The organism is Ancylobacter sp. G4_0304 (assembly GCF_047501495.1).
Lineage (GTDB): Bacteria > Pseudomonadota > Alphaproteobacteria > Rhizobiales > Xanthobacteraceae > Ancylobacter.
Genome location: NZ_JAZDRM010000055.1, coordinates 1 through 17,445, shown reverse-complemented (window position 1 = coordinate 17,445; position 17,445 = coordinate 1). Strand labels below are relative to the sequence as shown.

The window sequence follows — 17,445 nt, the reverse complement described above, 5'->3', positions numbered from 1 at the left end:
GCCTTCGGCAAGGCCTATTCAAACGCGGAGGTTGCAGCGGTCGCCAACTACGTCACCGCCCGCTTCGGCGCGGTGCCCTCGACCCTCTCCCCGGACGACGTGGCAAAGCTGCGCGCCATGGAGTGACGACCGGCCCGACCCTTCCCCGACCTTGGGACGGAGCAAGTTCACTCTCCGTCCATATCCTGCTGCGGGGACCGTCGTGGGTTCGGTCGAGAATAGCGGGAGTTTCGCAGGTGCGCGGCCGCACTGGACGGCAGCCGGTCAACGATCGGTTGCGCGCTGGCGAAGCCCATGGCGGCTGACGAACACGATGCCGGTTCACACCCGACGATCATCCACGCGTGGCTTGCCGTGGCTCTCGGAAAGGACGGTCGCGGACGCTCCATCTGACCGCCTGTCAGACAGAATAGGTCCCTTTCCAGTCTACTCGCGGAGCCTGAATCAGATCGCGACGTTCATTTCAATGGGACTGACCCAAGGCGTGCCCAGTTTGGGACTGAAATGGCGGAGAGGGTGGGATTCGAACCCACGGTACGCTTGCACGCACAACGGTTTTCGAGACCGTCCCAATCGACCACTCTGGCACCTCTCCACGCGGTGGCGATGGTCAGTCGCCCGAGAGTGAGGCGCTCAATAGCCGAGGCGGGCGCGCGGCACAAGTACCCTGCCGGCCCCGGCGCCGCAAAGCGCGCCGGGGTCCACATGCCTGTGCCGGCGTCGGAGCCTTATCCTCGGACCTCAGCCGATCCGAAAAAGCTCTATCGCCGGCGCGGGGCGGCGAACAGCAGGGCAAGCGCCGCGCCCGCGACGCCGGCCGCCACGATCACCGCGAGCGGGTGCGCACCGGCCTGGCGCGTCAGCGCCCGCATGCCGTGGCCATAGAGCCGCTGGCCGGTGTCCATCGTGTCGTCGGCCAGATCCAGCGCGCGCCCGCGCGCCTGTTCCAGCACCCGGACGCCGGCTTCCAGCGCGTCGTCATAGGCGCTCTCGGCGCGGGTGGCGGCATCGCTGCCGGCGTGGCTGGCAACGCTCTTGAGGCGGCTGCCCATGTGGCGGGCGGCGCCGGTGATCCGGTTCCTGTCCATCGTGACCTCGCTGCTGCGGCCGGTGCTGCCGGCCTCGGAACTGTGCGAGGGGAAACGCGCGCGGAGGCCGAAAGTTCATCGCCCGCGGCTTCGGGTCGACACGGGGAGGGCGCGTCAGTCGGCGTCGCCGCCCTCGGAGGCGTCGCGGACATTCTTGCGGATCTGCACCCGGTCGCGCGAGGTGACGTTCAGCAGCTCGGCCGCGCGCCAGACGAGATTGTCCTCGAACTCGGTCAGCCCGCCATCGGCATAGGCGACCTCGAACATCATCTCGACGATGCGCTTGCGGCCTTCCTCGTCCAGCGCGCGGTTCAGCACGCTGGTGAAGGCATAGAGGTCGACCGCCTCGGCGTCGCGGGCGATGGCGGCTTCCAGCAGGGTTTCCGCGTCGCCTTCCGAGAGGCTGAAGCGATAGCCGAGCAGGCGCCGCAGCTTGCCCATCTCGTCGGAGCCGATCACCCCGTCAATGGTCACGACATGCACCAGCAGCGCGGCCGCCGCAAGCCGGTAATCATTCTCGGCGAAGGCGGTCTCGCGGCCGCCGCCGGCAATCTCGGCGATGAAATCGGTCAAACTGCGCAGCATGCCGGCGCGATTCTCCAGCGGCGAGACGACGGGCGAACGGGGGAGGAACGGCAGCGCATGCGCGCCGGCCCTGTTGCGTGGGTAACCGAAGAGAGGGGGGCGCGCAACGCCCGCGCGGGCCGGCGGCGCGCATGCCGCGCGGCCGGTGCAGCGGGGCCACACATCCGGCTCGGCAAGCCAAGCCGGGCGCGCAAAAAAAAGTCCCGACGGGGTCGAGGAACCCGCCGGGGGAGAGGTTGGTGGTGGCCGGGATCAGGCTCCGGCCGATGCGGCGCCGGCGCGTTGCGCGCGCCGGTTCATTCCAGATAGTCGGCGTAGCGCGAGACATGCTCGGCGAGGCCGAGCGCATGGTTGCGCACCAGCACCTCGGCGACGTCGGTCTGCCGGGCCTCAAGCGCCTGGATGATGGCGAGGTGGTCCTGGATCGAGCGGTCCGCCCGGTCCTCCTCGCCGATGGTCTTGCGGCGGATCATGCGCATATGGGTGAACAGGTTCTCGGCGAGGTTTTCGAGAATGCCGTTGCCGCCCATCGCGATGATGGTCTGGTGGAACTGGATGTTCACTTCCGAATATTCGTCGAGCTTGGCGTGGGGCGCGCCGTCCTCGAAGGTCGCGAACATCTGGCGGAGCATCGCGATCTCCTCATTCGAGGCATGGAGCGTGATCAGCCGCGCGGCGAGGCTTTCCAGCGCCGCCCACACCTGGATCATCTCGATGACCTCGCGCTTGGTCTTGCGCACCACATAGATGCCGCGGCGCGGCACCGAGTGCACGAAGCCTTCGCGTTCGAGCTGCGCCATGGCCTCGCGGACCGGCGTGCGGCTGACGCCCAGACTCTGGGCGAGCTGGCGTTCGTCCAGCCGCACCTCATGCGGCTGGTCGTAGATGTTGAGGGATACGATGACTTCCTTGAGCGCGCTGTAGGCGCGGTTCTTGAAGGTCGAGGTGTCCTCAAGCGGCGCCACGGAGAGCTTGGCGGCGCCGCTGCCGATGCGGCGTGTCGTGGGCTCGAAGCTCATCATGATGCCCGCTTCCGGAAGATAGGCGTGGCGACTGAAGTCTGGATCATTGGCGTTGCCTCCCGTTCCCCGTTCCCGTGCGGTGACGGCTTCCCCCGGCGCGCCGCCATCTTCTGGGCGTGTCGCGCGGCGGAAGGCGCCCGTTGTGCCCGATCTCCGCTCTCCGGGGGGAATGAGGGAGCCGGCGGGGAGCGGCTGAGCCGCTCTTCGCATGGGCCCCGGCCGGCATTCCCTTGGGGAAGTTCCGGCCGGTTCGAAAGCCCGCCGCGTCGGGGGACGCGGCGGGCCCGTTTCGTGTCGGTGGCGATCAGGCCGGCTGGGGCGAGGCCTTCAGCTTGCCGAGCGCCATGCCGATCAGCGGCCAGATGGCGGCGATGATGCCGAGGCCCATGATCGAGGACACCAGGCCGTTCGACCAGAACACCGAGATGGAGCCGCCCGAGCCGAGCAGGGACTGGCGGAAGGCTTCCTCGGCGCTATCGCCGAGCACGATGGCCAGCACCAGCGGGGCGAGCGGGTAGTTGGTCTTCTTCAGCAGGTAGCCGAGGACACCGAACACCATCATCATCAGCACGTCGAACACGTTGTTGTTCACCGTGTAGGCGCCGATCGCACAGATCACCAGGATCACCGGGGCGATGATCGAGAAGGGGATGCGCAGGATCGAGGCGAACAGCGGAACCGTGGTCAGCACCAGGATGAGGCCGACGATGTTACCGAGATACATGGAGGCGATGAGGCCCCACACGAACTCGCCCTGTTCGACGAACAGCATCGGGCCGGGCTGGAGACCCCAGATCAGCAGGCCGCCGAGCAGAACCGCGGCGGTCGGCGAACCGGGGACACCGAGCGCCAGCATCGGAAGCATGGCGGCGGTGCCGGCGGCGTGGGCGGCGGTCTCGGGGGCCACGACGCCCTCGATCTCGCCATTGCCGAAGTTCTTGCCGTTCTTCGACACGCGCTTGGCGATGCCGTAGGCCATGAACGAGGCGGGGGTGGCGCCGGCCGGGGTGATACCCATCCAGCAGCCGATGATGCAGGAGCGCAGCGACGTCATCCAGTAGCGCGGCAGCGTCTTCCAGGTCTTCCACACCACCTTCGGGTCGATCTTCGCCGCCTTGCCGCGGAACTCCAGGCCTTCTTCCATCGTGAGCAGGATCTCGCCGATGCCGAACAGACCGATGACCGCGATGAGGAAGTCGAAGCCGTTGAGCAGTTCGGTGATGCCGAAGGTCAGGCGCAGCTGGCCGGTCACCATGTCGAGGCCGACCGCGGCGAGCGCGAAGCCGATCATCATGGAGACCACGGTCTTGGCGGGCGGTTCCTTGCTCATGCCCACGAAGGAGGCGAAGGCGAGGAAGTACACCGCGAACTTCTCGGCCGGACCGAACTGCAGCGCGAACTGGGCGACCAGCGGGGCGATCAGCGTGATCATGACGATCGCGAAGAACGCGCCGACGAAGGACGAGGTGAACGCCGCCGTCAGCGCTTCGCCCGCCCGTCCCGACCGCGCCATGGGATGGCCGTCGAAGGTCGTGGCCACCGACCAGGGTTCGCCCGGGATGTTGAACAGCACCGAGGTGATGGCGCCGCCGAACAGTGCGCCCCAGTAGATGCAGGTCAGCAGGATGATCGCCGAGGTCGGCGACATCGAGAAGGTGAGCGGCAGCAGGATGGCGACGCCGTTGGCGCCGCCGAGGCCCGGCAGCACGCCGATGATGACGCCCAGCAGGATGCCGATGGCCATCAGAAGGATGTTGAACGGATCGGAGGCGATGCCGAACCCGTGGTAGAGAAGGGTGAAATTCTCAGCAATCATATTCATGGGCGCTTATCCCCTTGGGAGGCCTTCTTGTGCGAGCCTGATCAGAGTCCGAGCATGGCTTCGATCGGCCCCTTCGGGAGCGGAATCAGGAACCAGCGCTCAAGCGTGATGTAGAAGAAGGCCGGGACGCCGAAGGCGACGGCCAGCGACAGCGGCCAGCCGTAATGGCCCAGCCAGATCATGAAGAGCACGATCAGCATCACCGAGGGCACGTAGATGCCGAGGAACGGCACCAGCGCCACATAGATGCAGGCCGGGATCAGCACCTTCAGCACCTGGCGGAGCTGGCCGTATTCGGCGAAGAGCGGCTCGGGGCTCTCGCGCATGCCCTGCACGAAGTTGATGATGCTGCAGCCGCAGATGATGAGGCCGACATAGAAGGGGAAGAAGCCGGCCTGCGGGCCGTCCGAACCCCAGCCGAAGCCGACGATGACGCTGCCATAGACGACGATAAGGCCGAAGAGCAGGGTCAGCAGCGCGGTGCCCATTTCCACTGAGCGCTGCTTGGGTCCCGATTCGGCTCCGTGGTGAGCCTGTTCCATCACGTTTGTCTCCGAAAATCCGCGCAAAGAGCCGGCCGACGGAGACCTGTCCGTCGGCGGCGCATCTGACGCGAGCCCGCTGAATGTCTGTTTGTTGTTGTCGCGCCCTTGAGGGCGACCGGCAGGGACGTCGACGTCCCTACTCCGCGCTGCGCCGGCCGTGATCCGCTCGGGGATCGCACGGCCGGCTGTGCGGGCCGGCCGTGCTTGGGCTCACGCCATCGTCTTTATCAGTTGCCGGCGATGAAGCCGGCTTCCTGCATCAGGCCCTTGTGCTTGCTCTCGGCCTGGTCGAGCCACGCCTTGAACTCGTCGCCGGTCATGAAGGTCTGGTTGAACGCGCCATCCTTCATGAGCTGCTGCCATTCCGGGGTCTCGCGCACCTTCTTGAACAGCTCGACGAAGTAATCGACCTGCTCCTGGCTCACGCCCGGGGGCATGAAGATGCCGCGCAGCATGAGATATTCGACGTCGAGGCCCGCCGACTGGCAGGTCGGGACCGAGGACCAGGACAGGTCGCCGAGGATCTTGTCGGTGTAGGGGAGCGGCTTGGAATCGAACACGCAGAGCGGGCGGACCTTGTCGCCGCGCCACTGGGAAACCGCCTCGATCGGGTTGTTCACGGTCGAGTTGACGTGACCGCCGACCAGCTGCACCGCCACTTCGCCGCCGCCCTTGTAGGGGATGTAGGTGATCTTCTTGCCGAGCGCCTTCTCGATGGCGACGGTGATGATCTGGTCTTCCTGCTTGGAGCCGGTGCCGCCCATCTTGAAGGTGTTGTCCGGCGCGGCCTTGATCGCGGCTTCATATTCCTGCGCGGTCTTGTAGGGCTCGGTCGCATTCACCCACAGCACGAATTCGTCCAGCGCCAGCATCGCGACCGGGGTCAGGTCCTTCCAGTTGAAGGGAATGCCGGTGGCGAGCGGGGTGGTGAACAGGTTGGACAGCGAGATGACGATCTTGTGGGGGTTGCCCTTGTTGCTCTTGACGTCGAGGAAGCCTTCGCCGCCGGCGCCGCCGGACTTGTTGATGACGACGAGCTGCGTCGACATCAGATTGTGCTTGGCGATGATGCCCTGGAGCGTGCGGGCCATCTGGTCGGCGCCGCCGCCGGTGCCGGCGGGCACGATGAACTCGACCGGCTTGGTCGGTTCCCACGCCGCGCTCGCGGGCAGCATCGACATGGCGGTCATGCCGAGCGCCGTCAGGGCGCCGAGGCCGAAGGTGGAGAGGTGTTTCATTTGGCGTTTTCCTTCCCAAAGGGTTCTGGCGAACAGCCGATCTTTGCGTCGGCGTTTTGATTGGGCTCTGCGCAGCGCATTTTCTGCGTCACGGAGCCGCGATAACCGGCAGTTTTTGTTGTGTCTCTCCGCCGGATATTCTGTGGAATAAGTTGTACCAAGAATTCGCCAAAGCCAAGTCCTAATTCGAAAGTCGAATGGTGCGACGCAAGGTAAGCTTATATTACTCTTTGGAATTATAATGTATCTGGCATACCAACTTTGGTATACGTTATAATTCATATAGTGGGGCAGATGCCTTATTATGTAAGCTGTTGTCGTATAACGGCTTTCGTAACAGGCGCTTGGCTCTCCGCGCCGCCCGCCGACGCCGGGCGATGACGCGCCCGTTCGGGACAGCTTGCCGCACCTCTCTCAGGGTCATGTACGAATAATACTTCATAACGTGTGAGGCCGCCCGATTTTGCCCGCGCGCTGTCCATTTTTGCGCCTTATTGCTGCGATGCACCATGGTTCGTGAGAGGGAGTCGGGAGGGAATCGCCTACCGGCCAGCGATCGCCGGAGGCATCCCCATAGCTGCCGCCGACGGCGCCGCGCCCGACGCCCGGCATTGCCGAGGGGGCGGGTTCGGTACAGGCTGTCGCGGGAGGCTTCGACGTGAGGCTTTGATCTGTGTCGCGCGGGCGGGCGCGGGCCTCTGCTATAGGTGCCGCCCCGTCCGTCCGCCAAGCCGGAGACATCCATGCGCGTCGTCCGTCGTTTCGTCCTGTCGCTCGCCATCATCGCTGGCCTCGGCGCGCTGCCGGGGCAGGGAGATCAGTGGTCTGGCGATCTTTGGCCCGGAATGGCGCGCGCGCAGGCCCAGTCGGCGATCCGCAGCCTGATCGACCGGCTGCGCGGCAACACGCTGCCCGAGGGCATCGTGAAGTCGAACGGGCGCATCGAGGCGACGCAGATCGACATTTCCGCCAAATATGCCGGCCGCCTCTCCGAGGTGCTGGTGCAGGAGGGCGACGAGGTCACCGCCGGACAGGTGGTCGCCCGCATCTCCGCGCCGGAATATGAGGCGCAGCTTCGCGGTGCGCAGGCGCAGGTGCTTCAGGCCAAGCAGGGCCTCGCCGAGGCCGAGGCGCTGATCGTGCAGCGCCAGAGCGACGTCACCCTCACCGCAAACGAGCTCCAGCGCGGCAAGCAGCTGGTCGATAACGGCTATCTGTCGAGCCAGATCTACGACCAGCGCGTCGCCAAGGCGGAGATCGCGGCCGCCGCTCTCAAGGTCGCCGAGGCGCAGCGCGAGCAGGCCGAGTTCGCGATCAAGAACGCCGATGCCGAGGTCGACCGCATCGAGGCGATCCTGGTCGACCTCACGCTGGTGGCGCCGCGCAGCGGGCGCGTGCAGTATCAGCTGGCAAGAGGCGGCGAGGTGGTGGCGGCCGGGCAGCGCGTGCTGACGCTGCTGGATCTCAGCGACGTCTACATGACCATCTATCTGCCGGCCGCGCAGGCCGGTCTGCTGGCGCTCGGCGACGAGGCGCGGCTGGTGCTTGATCCGGCGCCGCAATATGTGGTGCCGGCCGCCATCGGTTTCGTGGCTGCCGACGCCCAGTTCACGCCCAAGAGCGTGGAGACCGCCGATGAGCGGGAGAAGCTGATGTTCCGCATCAAGCTGCAGATCGATCCGCAGGTGCTCCGCAAGTACCATTCCTATGTGAAGACTGGAGTACGCGGCACCGGCTTCGTGCGGGTGCGCGCGGACGTCGCCTGGCCGGCGGATCTGGCGGTGAACCTGCCGCAATGAGCATGGAGCACGCCGCAGCCCCGGAAGCCGAGCCACCGGTCGCCCGGCTCGCCGGGGTCTCGCACCGCTATGGCCGCACTGTCGCGCTGGACGCGGTGAGCCTCGACATCCCGGCGCGCCGGATGATCGGCGTGATCGGCCCGGACGGCGTCGGCAAGTCGACCCTGCTGGCGCTGATCGCCGGGGTGCGCATTATCCAGCACGGCACGGTCCATGTGCTGGGCGGCGACATGGCGGACAGGGCGCACCGCACCGCGCAGGGCGCCCGCATCGCCTACATGCCGCAGGGGCTGGGACGGAACCTCTATCCCACGCTCAGCGTGTTCGAGAACATCGACTTCCACGCCCGCCTGTTCGGCCAGGCCGAGGGCGAGCGCCGGGCGCGCATCGACGAGCTGCTGAAGGCGACCGCGCTCGACCCGTTCGAGGACCGGCCGGCGGGCAAGCTCTCCGGCGGCATGAAGCAGAAGCTCAGCCTGTGCTGCGCGCTGATCCACGACCCGGACCTGCTGATCCTCGACGAGCCGACCACCGGCGTCGACCCGCTGTCGCGCGGCCAGTTCTGGGACCTCATCAACACCATCCGCGCCCGCCGCCCGCAGATGAGCGTGATCGTCGCCACCGCCTATATGGACGAGGCGCAGCGCTTCGACGCACTGGTGGCGATGGATGACGGCCGGGTCATCGCCAGCGGCACCACACCTGAGCTGCTGGCGCGCACCGGCGAGGCCGACCTCGAATCCGCCTTCATCGCGCTGCTGCCCGAGGAGAAGCGCGCCCACCATCGGAAGGTGGTGGTGCGTCCGCGCGTGGAGACCGGGGACGGCGTGCCGGCGATCGAGGCGGAAGGGCTGACCCGGCGCTTCGGCGATTTCGTCGCGGTGGATCATGTGAGCCTGCGCATCGCGCGCGGCGAGATTTTCGGCTTCCTCGGCTCCAATGGCTGCGGCAAGTCGACCACCATGAAGATGCTGACCGGCCTTTTGCCCGCGACCGAGGGCTGGGCCAAGCTGTTCGGCGCGCCGATGGGCGCGGACGACATGGAGACCCGGCGCAATGTCGGCTACATGTCCCAGGCGTTCTCGCTCTATGGCGAATTGACCGTGCGGCAGAATCTGGAGCTGCACGCCCATCTCTACCATCTGCCCGCCGGCGAGATCGCTGGCCGCATCGCCGAACTTGCCGAGCGCTTCGAGCTTGCCGGCGTGATGGACGCCCGGCCGGAAAGCCTGCCGCTCGGCATCCGCCAGCGGCTCCAGCTCGCGGTCGCGGTGCTGCACCGGCCCGCCATGCTGATCCTCGACGAGCCGACCTCCGGCGTCGATCCGATTGCGCGCGATGCGTTCTGGCGCACGCTGATCGACCTGTCGCGCGACGACGGGGTGACGATCTTCCTCTCCACCCATTTCATGAACGAGGCGGAGCGCTGCGACCGCATCTCGCTGATGCATGCCGGCCGGGTGCTGGCGGTGGGCACGCCGCAGGAGCTGGTCGCCGCCCATGGCGGCACCTCGCTGGAAGACACCTTCATCGACTATCTCGCGCAGGCGGCCGGCATCGCGCGCACGAGCGCGGTGCCGCCGCCGCCGGAACAGGCCGGATCGGCGGCAGCGGCGGCGCCGATTCCGCCGGTGCGGCGCTTCGATCCGCGCCGGCTCTGGGCGTATGCGCGGCGCGAGACGCTGGAACTGCTGCGCGACCCGATCCGCCTCGCCTTCGCCTTTCTCGGCCCGATGATCCTGATGATCGCCTTCGGTTTCGGCATCTCCTTCGATGTCGAGAATTTGCGCTTCGCGGTCTATGACCAGGACCGCTCGCCGGAGAGCCGGGAACTCACCGAGGCCTTCGCCAGCTCGCGCTATTTCAGCGAGCAGCCGCCCATCGCCAGCGCCGAGGAGATGGACCAGCGGCTGCGCAGCGGGGGCACCCAGATCGTCATCGAGGTTCCGCCGGGCTTTGGCCGCGACCTGATGGCCGGGCGCGACCCGGAGGTCGCGGTGTGGCTCGACGGCGCCATGCCGTTCCGCGCCGAGACCGCCAAGGGCTATGTCACTGGCCTTGCTACGCAATATGCCCGCGACCTCGCGACTCGGCGCGGTGGCCCGCGCGCGGCGGCGAGCCTGAATGTGATCAATATCGAGACCCGGTTCCGCTACAACCAGTCGTTCAAGAGCGTGAACGCCATGGTGCCGAGCGTGATCATGCTGATGCTGATCCTGATCCCGGCCATCATGTCGGCGATCTCGGTGGTACGCGAGAAGGAGACCGGCTCGATCGCCAATTTCCGCGCGACGCCGGTGACCCGGCTGGAGTTCCTGCTCGGCAAGCAGATTCCCTATATCGCGGTGGCGCTGATCGGCTTCGTGCTGCTGGTGCTGCTCGCGCTGCTGCTGTTCGACGTGCCGATCAAGGGTTCGATCGCAATGCTGCTGGTGGGCACGCTGCTCTATGTGATGGCGACAACCGGGTTCGGGCAGCTGGTATCGACCTTCACCCGCACCCAGGTGGCAGCGGTGTTCGCGACCTCGATCCTCTCCATCGTGCCGGCGGTGAATTTCTCCGGGCTGATGGTGCCGGTCGCCTCGCTCTCCGGCGGGGCGCGGCTGCTGGGCATCAGCTTCCCGCCGGCCTGGTATCAGCCGATCGCGGTCGGCACCTTCACCAAGTCGCTGGGCTTCGTCGAGCTGTGGCCCAATCTCGTCGTGCTGGCGGGCTTTTTCCTTCTGTTCCTCGTCCTCGCGCGGCTGCTGCTGCGCAAGCAGGAGGCCTGACGATGGCGCTGGAGCAAGCCGCGCACGCGAGACGGTCCAGTCTGAGCACGCACCTCGCCAATATATATCGGTTGGTGATCAAGGAGTTGCGCGGCATTCGCGCCGATCCGGTGATGCTGTTCCTGGTGGCCTACACGTTCAGCGTCTCGGTCTACACCGTGGCCACCGGCGCCTCGACCGAGGCCAACAACCTCACCGTCGGCATCGTCGACGAGGACCGCTCCGACCTGTCGCGCCAGATCCTCAATGCGCTGAACCCGCCACTGTTCAAGACCGCCGAGGTGATCGCGCCCGACCAGATCGACGCCGAGATGGATGCCGGGCGGCTGGTGTTCGTGGTCGAGATTCCGCCAGACTTCCAGTTCGACGTGCTGGCCCAGCGCCAGCCTTCACTGCAGATCAACGTTGACGCCACCGCGATGACTCAGGCCGGCAACGGCACGGTCTATCTCCAGTCGATCATCGCGCAGGAAGTGGCGAATTTCGCCGCGCGGGGCGAGCCCGCGACCGCTTCGCCGGTCAATGTGGTGATCCGCGCGCGGTTCAACCCGAACCTCACCTCGGGCTGGTTCACCTCGGTGATGCAGGTGATCAACTCGATCACCATGCTGACCGTGATCCTCACCGGTGCGGCGCTGATCCGCGAGCGCGAGCAGGGCACGGTGGAGCATCTGCTCGTCATGCCGGTGGTGCCGGCGGAGATCATGCTGGCCAAGATCGTCGCGTCCAGCCTCGTCATCCTTGTGGCGGCTGGCCTGTCGCTGGTGGTCGTGGTGGGCTGGGGGCTTGGCGTGCCGATCGCCGGTTCGCTGACGCTGTTCCTCGCCGGGGCGGGGCTCTACGCCTTTTCCGTCGCCTCGCTCGGCATCATGCTCGGCACGCTGGCCACCACCATGGGGCAGTTCGGCCTGCTGGCGATCCCCGTGCTGGTGATCATGCAGTTGCTCTCCGGCTCCTCGACGCCGATGGAGAGCATGCCGGTCTGGCTGCAATACACCATGCAGATCATCAGCCCGACGCCCCATTTCGTCGCCTTCGCACAGGGCGTGCTGTATCGCGGTGCGGGGATCGAGACCGTGTGGACGCCGTTGCTGGCGGTGGCGGCAATCGGCGCGGTCTACTTTACCTATGCGCTGTCGCGGTTCCGGCGGGTGATCTTCGGCGCGTGAAACCGCATCCCGGAGCCGTGGCCCGAATCCACGCCGAGCCTGCGCGGGGCAAGCGCGTGCGGCTGTTTACGCGCTTGTTTATCTGTTTCATGAACGCCAGATCGCGCCTATCATCCATTTAAATCCTGAATACGTCCCTATCGTTCGGAGAGGGCATGCGGACGATCGGGACGTACTCTGGCGTAACGCGTGAAGGCAAAGACATGGCTGCGGGGCTTGTCTTTCAGGGTAGATCGGGCGACGCGGGACGATGGCTCCTGGCGTGGCTGCTTATCGTCAGTGCCTTGCTCTTGGCCGGCGTCGCCGCCGCGCAGGCCCGCCACGAGCCCGACGGGACTGTGAAGCTCTCCATCGTCGGCGGCCTCGCCTCGGTAACCCAGTTCACCCGGTATGAGCGCCCGTTCTGGGAGCGCGAGATCACCGAGCGTTCCGGCGGCCGCATCACCGCCACCATCCGCCCCTTCGACGGCGGCGGGCTTCGCGGCCAGGAAATGCTCCAGCTCATGCGGCTCGGCGTGGTGCCCTTCGGCACGGTGCTGCTCAGCCTGGTCTCGGGCGACGAACCGGAGCTGAACGCGCCGGACCTTCCGGTGCTCAACCCCGACATGGCGACGCTGCGCCGCACGGTCGGCGCGTTCCGCGAGCATCTGCGGCAGGTCCTGCTCCAGCGCTACGGCATCGAGCTGCTGGGCATCTATGTGTACCCGGCGCAGGTCCTGTACTGCAAAAAGCCGTTCACCGGGCTCGACGACCTCGCAGGCCGCCGGATACGCACCTCCTCGGTCAGCCAGTCCGAACTGATGGCGGCGCTTGGCGCCATACCGGTCATCGTGCCCTTCGCCGAGATGGTGGAGGCCCTCAAGACCAACGTCGCCGACTGCGCCATCACCGGCACGCTGAGCGGCTTCGAGATCGGCCTGCCGGGCGTGACCACCCATGTCCATGCCATGGCCCTGAGCTGGGGCCTGTCGTTCTTCGGCGTCAATCTGGCGTACTGGAACACGCTGGCGCCGGACGTGCAGCACATCATCCGCGAAGGGGTGCGCGATCTGGAGGCGCGCATTTGGATGCAGTCGGAGGCCGACACCAAGCGTGGGCTAGCCTGCAATGTGGGCGAGGCGAGCTGCAACGGTCCGGCCGCCGGCCACATGACGCTGGTCAGTTCGGCCGCCGACGAGGCGCGCCGCAGCCGCCTGATCCGGGAGGTCGTGCTGCCGCGCTGGATCGAGCGCTGCGGGGAAACCTGCAAGGTCGCGTGGAATGTCTATCTCGCCCCCGCCCATGGCATCACCGTCGGGGGGGAGTGAGGCGTGGCAAAGACAGGCGATGACGATCGATGATCTGGCACCGTCTGAAGCTTTCCATCGTTGCGGGAACCGCCGTCATCCTGCTGGCGCTCTTCGCCGGCGCGGCCATGCTGGTCGAGCGCGGGGAGCGCGCAGCGCTGCTGGCGGCGCAAGCCTCGCTCCAACGCTCGGCGCAGGCGGTGGAAAACGCGTTGAACCGCCAGCTCCTGCAGGTTCACGGCGCGCTGGCCAGCCTGCCGACCCTGTTCGCGGCGGCTAATGCCTCGCCACGATCCGCGGCGGTGGCCAGCCAGTTGCTGCGGGGACTCAATTTCCAGACGTTGGCCTATCGTGACCTGCTGCTGGTCGATACTAACGGCACCATTCTGGCCTCCGCCCGGGCCCGGGCTGCGGGCCGCGCGCTGCCGATCGACGTCAGCCTGCTGGACCGTGATCCGACCGGGCTGGTCGGCCCGGTGCGCAACCACGTGTCCGGCGACTGGGTGATCTACGTCACCCGCACCGTCCCGGACTGGCCTGGCGTGATCCCGATCGCCGAAGTGCCGCTGCGCACGCTGATGGAGCTGTTGGCCGAGACCGGGATCCAGCCCAATGTGAGAATGTATCTGGAGCGGCCGGACGGCCGGCTCATCGCGGCATTGCCGCATGACGAGGTGCTGACCGGGCAGGTGCGGCCGTCGCCGCTGGGAACCAGCCCCCCCAATGGGAAGGCCCAGCTTGTGCCGGGCGCGGGCAGGACGGGCGAGCAGCTCGTGGTCGGCCGGGTCTCGCTTTATGGCGACATCCGCGTCGTCATGGCCGCCGACCTCGGCGTCCTGCTGGCCGACTGGTATCGCGATCGCGACCGGACCTTGACGGCGGTCGCCATTGGCGCGCTGCTGATCTGCGCCTTCGCCATCGCGCTTCTGGTCGCGCTGGCCCAGCGTGAACGCTCGCTCGCCGAGCGCGCGCGCGCCGCGAACGTGCTGGTCAATGCGATCGACGCCATGTCCGACGGCTTCGCCATGTGGGACGAGAATGACCGGCTGGTGACCTGCAACCAGCGTTACCGCGATCTGTATGCTGTCAGCAACGACATCATCACGCCCGGCGTCAGCTTCGAAGAGGTCGTGCGCCATGGGGCAGAGCGCGGGCTTTATATGAGCGCGGGCCGGGATATCGACTCCGTGGTCGCAGAGACAGTGGCCTGGCATCGACAGGCCGAAGGCTCAATCGAGCGCTTGCTCCCCGATGGCCGCTGGGTGCTGATGAAGGAGCGCCGCACCGCCGATGGCGGCATCGTGGCGATCCGCACCGACATCACCACGCTGAAGACCACGCTGGCCGAGCTCGCCGAAGCCAATGCCCGTGCCAATGAGGCCGCCGGCGAAGCGCGCCGCCAGAACGCTGCGCTGATCGAGCGCGAAACGCAGATCCGCTTCCTCGCCCATCATGACGACCTGACGGGACTGCCCAACCGCATCCTGTTCCGCGACCGCATCGAGGAGGCGCTCCGGCTCGCCGGCGAGCGCGACGTACCGCTCGCCTTGCTCTATCTCGATCTCGACCGCTTCAAGGACGTCAACGATACGCTCGGACATCCGGTCGGCGACGCGCTGCTGCGCGCGGTGGCCAAGCGGCTCGACGCCTGCGTCAGAGATTCCGCGCGGGTCGCCCGGCTCGGCGGCGATGAGTTCGCGGTGATCTGCGTGGCGAGCGAACAGCCTCAGCAGGCGGAATTGCTGAGCGCGCGGATCATCGAAAGCCTGAGCGAACCCTATAGCGTGCTCGGTCACACCATCTCGATCAGCGCCAGCATCGGCATCGCCGTGGCGGGTAGCGCGGATGCCGATGACCTGATGAAGCAGGCCGATCTCGCGCTCTATCAGGCCAAGGCCAGGGGCCGCAGCGCCTTCTGCGTATTCGATCCGGAAATGGACGAGCGCCTTCGCGCGCGCATGGAACTCGAAGCGGATCTGCGTCGGGCGCTGGCCGCCAGGCAGTTCGAGCTGGATTATCAGCCGATCTACGAGGTGGTGTCTGGCAGGCTGTGTGGCTTCGAGGCGCTGCTGCGCTGGCGTCATCCCGAGCGCGGCACGGTCAGCCCGGCGGCGTTCATTCCGCTGGCGGAGGAAATCCGGCTGATCGTGGATATCGATGCCTGGGTGCTGCGCCAGGCCTGCGCGGACCTCGCGCGACTACCGCCTTCGCTCAAGGTCGCCGTTAACCTGTCGCCCATCGAATTCGCCATCGGCAACATCGTGGGCACCGTGGGCGAGGCGCTGCGCGACGCGCATATCGAGGCCGGCAGGCTGGAACTGGAGATCACCGAGACCGCGCTGTTCGCCCATGACCAGCGCAACCTCGACGCGCTGCGCCGGTTGAGGGCGCTCGGCGCACGGATCGTGCTCGACGATTTCGGCACTGGCTATTCCAGCCTGAGCCATTTGCACCAGTTCCCGCTGGATAAGATCAAGATCGACCGGTCCTTCGTGCGAGACATGACGGTGCGCGCCGACAGCGCCGCCATCGTCGAGGCCATCGCCGCTCTGGCCCTGCGGCTCGGCATGACCACGACCGCGGAAGGCATCGAGACTGCCCAGCAGCTCGAAGCCGCCCGCCGCGCTGGCTGTACCGAGGCGCAGGGATATCTGGTGGGCCGTCCTATGCCGTTCCACGCGGCGCTGGCGCTCGCCCGCGCCGCCGAGACCATCTATGCCGGCCCGGCGCCGTCGATCGCGCCGTCCTGAGGGAGCGCTCTCAGCGTCGCGGATCGTCGGGCTTGAGCGGCGTACCGTGTTCTGAACCGTCCACGGTGCGCACGGCTTTCGCGGCATGTGCGGCCTCTTCCCGCGGCTTGGGTGTGGGATGGCTCACCTCATCCATTGCCGGCTTGAGCGGATTGCCGGCCGGGGTCGGCGTGTCGTCGAGCACGGCATCGACATCGGCGGGGTCGATCACCACGGGATTCTGGTCGAGGGTGCGCGGATCGCGGACCATGGCATATCTCCTTGAAAGGATATGAGGGACGGGGAGAGGCTCTGGTGTCGAAGCGCTACAGCATCGGGCCGCCGCCGGTGACGGCGATGGTGGCGCCGGAGACGTAGCTGGACAGCGGATCGGCCAGCATCACGTAAGCCGTGGCGAGCTCGGCCGGCTGGCCGGGGCGCTTCATCGGCACCTGCTCTCCGAAATGCGCGACCTTCTCCGCCGGCATGGTCGACGGGATCAGCGGGGTCCAGATCGGCCCCGGCGCCACGGCATTGGCGCGAATACCCTTCTCGGCGAGGAGCTGCGCCAGCCCGGCGGTGAAATTCTGGATCGCGCCCTTGGTGGTGGCATAGGCCAGCAGCGAGGGGTTCGGCTTGTCGGAATTGATCGAGGCGGTGTTGATGATCGCACCGCCCGGCTTCATGTGCGGGACGGCGGCCTTGGTGAGGTAGAACATGGCATGGATGTTCACCTTGAAGGTGAGCTCCCACTCCTCGTCGCTGATGTCGTCGATCTCGGCGAAGGTCGCCTGATGGGCGGCGTTGTTGACGAGGATGTCGATGCCGCCGAACGCGTCGACCGCCTTCTCCACCAGCGCCCGGCAGTGCGCCGCATCCTGGATATCGCCCGGCACCAGCACCGCCGTGCGGCCGGCCTTCTCGACCAGTTCTTGGGTCTCCCGCGCGTCCTCGTGCTCGTCGAGATAGGAGATCAGCACGTCGGCGCCTTCGCGGGCATAGGCGAGCGCCACGGCCCGGCCGATGCCGCTGTCGGCGCCGGTGACGATCGCCTTCAGCCCTTCAAGGCGTCGGAATCCCTTGTAGCTCGCCTCGCCATGATCGGGGCGCGGATGCATGGCGGCCGTGCGCCCGGGCATCCGCTGGGGCTGCTCGGCGAACGGAGGAGCAGGATAGTCGCGATGCATGTCGGACCCTTTCCGGCGCGGTGCGGGAGGCATGACTGGAGCGTGCTGTCAGGGGCAACACGCCGGCACCGATCCGGTTCCGGCATCGTGAAAAGCGCCATCGATGTGAACAAGCCGGCCCGCCGATCGTTGTCGAACCGAACAGGAGGGCCGACATGACCGCGAACGAACCGATCCCGAACCCGAATCCCACCCCCAATCCCC

13 protein-coding genes and 1 tRNA gene are annotated in these 17,445 nt (G+C 66.9%); 5 read left to right on the top strand and 9 right to left on the bottom strand.

Going from position 1 to position 17,445, the window contains the following annotated elements; all coding sequences use genetic code 11:
* Window positions 1–505 precede the first annotated feature (505 nt).
* The 7 genes from VRZ77_RS20655 to VRZ77_RS20625 all read right to left on the bottom strand — a co-directional run bounded on the left by VRZ77_RS20655 (window position 506) and on the right by VRZ77_RS20625 (window position 6,300).
* A tRNA-Ser gene (locus VRZ77_RS20655) sits at window positions 506–595 on the bottom strand.
* A gap of 166 nt (window positions 596–761) precedes the next feature.
* Window positions 762–1,088, bottom strand: coding sequence for a hypothetical protein (locus VRZ77_RS20650; RefSeq protein WP_414594455.1), 327 nt, complete (start codon window positions 1,086–1,088; stop codon window positions 762–764).
* 114 nt (window positions 1,089–1,202) lie between these two features.
* On the bottom strand, window positions 1,203–1,673 hold the full coding sequence (locus VRZ77_RS20645) for a TerB family tellurite resistance protein (protein ID WP_414594454.1): 471 nt from the start codon (window positions 1,671–1,673) through the stop codon (window positions 1,203–1,205).
* A 296-nt stretch (window positions 1,674–1,969) separates the two neighbouring features.
* Window positions 1,970–2,695 (bottom strand): GntR family transcriptional regulator, encoded by a 726-nt coding sequence (locus VRZ77_RS20640; RefSeq protein WP_414594453.1) that lies wholly within the window; start codon window positions 2,693–2,695, stop codon window positions 1,970–1,972.
* A gap of 304 nt (window positions 2,696–2,999) precedes the next feature.
* The gene (locus VRZ77_RS20635; RefSeq protein WP_414594457.1) at window positions 3,000–4,511 is read right to left on the bottom strand and encodes a tripartite tricarboxylate transporter permease; all 1,512 of its coding nucleotides are present in this window, start codon (window positions 4,509–4,511) and stop codon (window positions 3,000–3,002) included.
* Between the two features lie 47 nt (window positions 4,512–4,558).
* Window positions 4,559–5,059, bottom strand: a complete 501-nt coding sequence (locus VRZ77_RS20630) for a tripartite tricarboxylate transporter TctB family protein (protein WP_414594452.1) — start codon at window positions 5,057–5,059, stop codon at window positions 4,559–4,561.
* 230 nt (window positions 5,060–5,289) lie between these two features.
* Window positions 5,290–6,300, bottom strand: a complete 1,011-nt coding sequence (locus tag VRZ77_RS20625; protein ID WP_414594451.1) for a Bug family tripartite tricarboxylate transporter substrate binding protein — start codon at window positions 6,298–6,300, stop codon at window positions 5,290–5,292.
* 845 nt (window positions 6,301–7,145) lie between these two features.
* Here VRZ77_RS20625 and VRZ77_RS20620 point away from each other — a divergent pair.
* The 5 genes from VRZ77_RS20620 (at window position 7,146) to VRZ77_RS20600 (ending at window position 16,075) form a co-directional block, all read left to right on the top strand.
* A complete protein-coding gene (locus VRZ77_RS20620; protein ID WP_414594456.1) occupies window positions 7,146–8,099 on the top strand; it encodes an HlyD family secretion protein in 954 nt (317 codons plus the stop codon).
* Window positions 8,096–10,870, top strand: coding sequence for a ribosome-associated ATPase/putative transporter RbbA (rbbA, locus tag VRZ77_RS20615; protein WP_414594450.1), 2,775 nt, complete (start codon window positions 8,096–8,098; stop codon window positions 10,868–10,870). The genes VRZ77_RS20620 and rbbA overlap by 4 nt, the downstream gene beginning before the upstream one ends.
* Window positions 10,871–10,872: 2 nt before the next feature.
* The gene (locus VRZ77_RS20610) at window positions 10,873–12,039 is read left to right on the top strand and encodes an ABC transporter permease (RefSeq protein WP_414594449.1); all 1,167 of its coding nucleotides are present in this window, start codon (window positions 10,873–10,875) and stop codon (window positions 12,037–12,039) included.
* Window positions 12,040–12,242: 203 nt separating this feature from the next.
* A complete protein-coding gene (locus VRZ77_RS20605; RefSeq protein WP_414594448.1) occupies window positions 12,243–13,346 on the top strand; it encodes a TRAP transporter substrate-binding protein in 1,104 nt (367 codons plus the stop codon).
* A 29-nt stretch (window positions 13,347–13,375) separates the two neighbouring features.
* Window positions 13,376–16,075, top strand: a complete 2,700-nt coding sequence (locus VRZ77_RS20600) for an EAL domain-containing protein (RefSeq protein WP_414594447.1) — start codon at window positions 13,376–13,378, stop codon at window positions 16,073–16,075.
* Window positions 16,076–16,085: 10 nt separating this feature from the next.
* On the opposite strand, the gene VRZ77_RS20595 is transcribed toward VRZ77_RS20600, so the two are convergent.
* Window positions 16,086–16,325 (bottom strand): hypothetical protein, encoded by a 240-nt coding sequence (locus tag VRZ77_RS20595; RefSeq protein WP_414594446.1) that lies wholly within the window; start codon window positions 16,323–16,325, stop codon window positions 16,086–16,088.
* Between the two features lie 55 nt (window positions 16,326–16,380).
* Window positions 16,381–17,241 carry a glucose 1-dehydrogenase gene (locus VRZ77_RS20590; RefSeq protein ID WP_414594445.1) on the bottom strand — a complete coding sequence of 287 codons (861 nt, stop codon included), beginning with the start codon at window positions 17,239–17,241 and terminating at the stop codon, window positions 16,381–16,383.
* Window positions 17,242–17,445 lie beyond the last annotated feature (204 nt).

Bases quoted from the DNA above. Each gene is read 5' to 3' on its own strand.
- VRZ77_RS20640 (WP_414594453.1), bottom strand. From the start codon at position 2,695: ATGATGAGCTTCGAGCCCACGACACGCCGCATCGGCAGCGGCGCCGCC.
- VRZ77_RS20595 (WP_414594446.1), bottom strand. From the start codon at position 16,325: ATGGTCCGCGATCCGCGCACCCTCGACCAGAATCCCGTGGTGATCGAC.
- VRZ77_RS20625 (WP_414594451.1), bottom strand. From the start codon at position 6,300: ATGAAACACCTCTCCACCTTCGGCCTCGGCGCCCTGACGGCGCTCGGC.
- VRZ77_RS20590 (WP_414594445.1), bottom strand. From the start codon at position 17,241: ATGCATCGCGACTATCCTGCTCCTCCGTTCGCCGAGCAGCCCCAGCGG.
- VRZ77_RS20630 (WP_414594452.1), bottom strand. From the start codon at position 5,059: ATGGAACAGGCTCACCACGGAGCCGAATCGGGACCCAAGCAGCGCTCA.
- VRZ77_RS20610 (WP_414594449.1), top strand. From the start codon at position 10,873: ATGGCGCTGGAGCAAGCCGCGCACGCGAGACGGTCCAGTCTGAGCACG.
- VRZ77_RS20600 (WP_414594447.1), top strand. From the start codon at position 13,376: ATGATCTGGCACCGTCTGAAGCTTTCCATCGTTGCGGGAACCGCCGTC.
- rbbA (WP_414594450.1), top strand. From the start codon at position 8,096: ATGAGCATGGAGCACGCCGCAGCCCCGGAAGCCGAGCCACCGGTCGCC.
- VRZ77_RS20650 (WP_414594455.1), bottom strand. From the start codon at position 1,088: ATGGACAGGAACCGGATCACCGGCGCCGCCCGCCACATGGGCAGCCGC.
- VRZ77_RS20635 (WP_414594457.1), bottom strand. From the start codon at position 4,511: ATGATTGCTGAGAATTTCACCCTTCTCTACCACGGGTTCGGCATCGCC.
- VRZ77_RS20645 (WP_414594454.1), bottom strand. From the start codon at position 1,673: ATGCTGCGCAGTTTGACCGATTTCATCGCCGAGATTGCCGGCGGCGGC.
- VRZ77_RS20605 (WP_414594448.1), top strand. From the start codon at position 12,243: ATGGCTGCGGGGCTTGTCTTTCAGGGTAGATCGGGCGACGCGGGACGA.
- VRZ77_RS20620 (WP_414594456.1), top strand. From the start codon at position 7,146: ATGGCGCGCGCGCAGGCCCAGTCGGCGATCCGCAGCCTGATCGACCGG.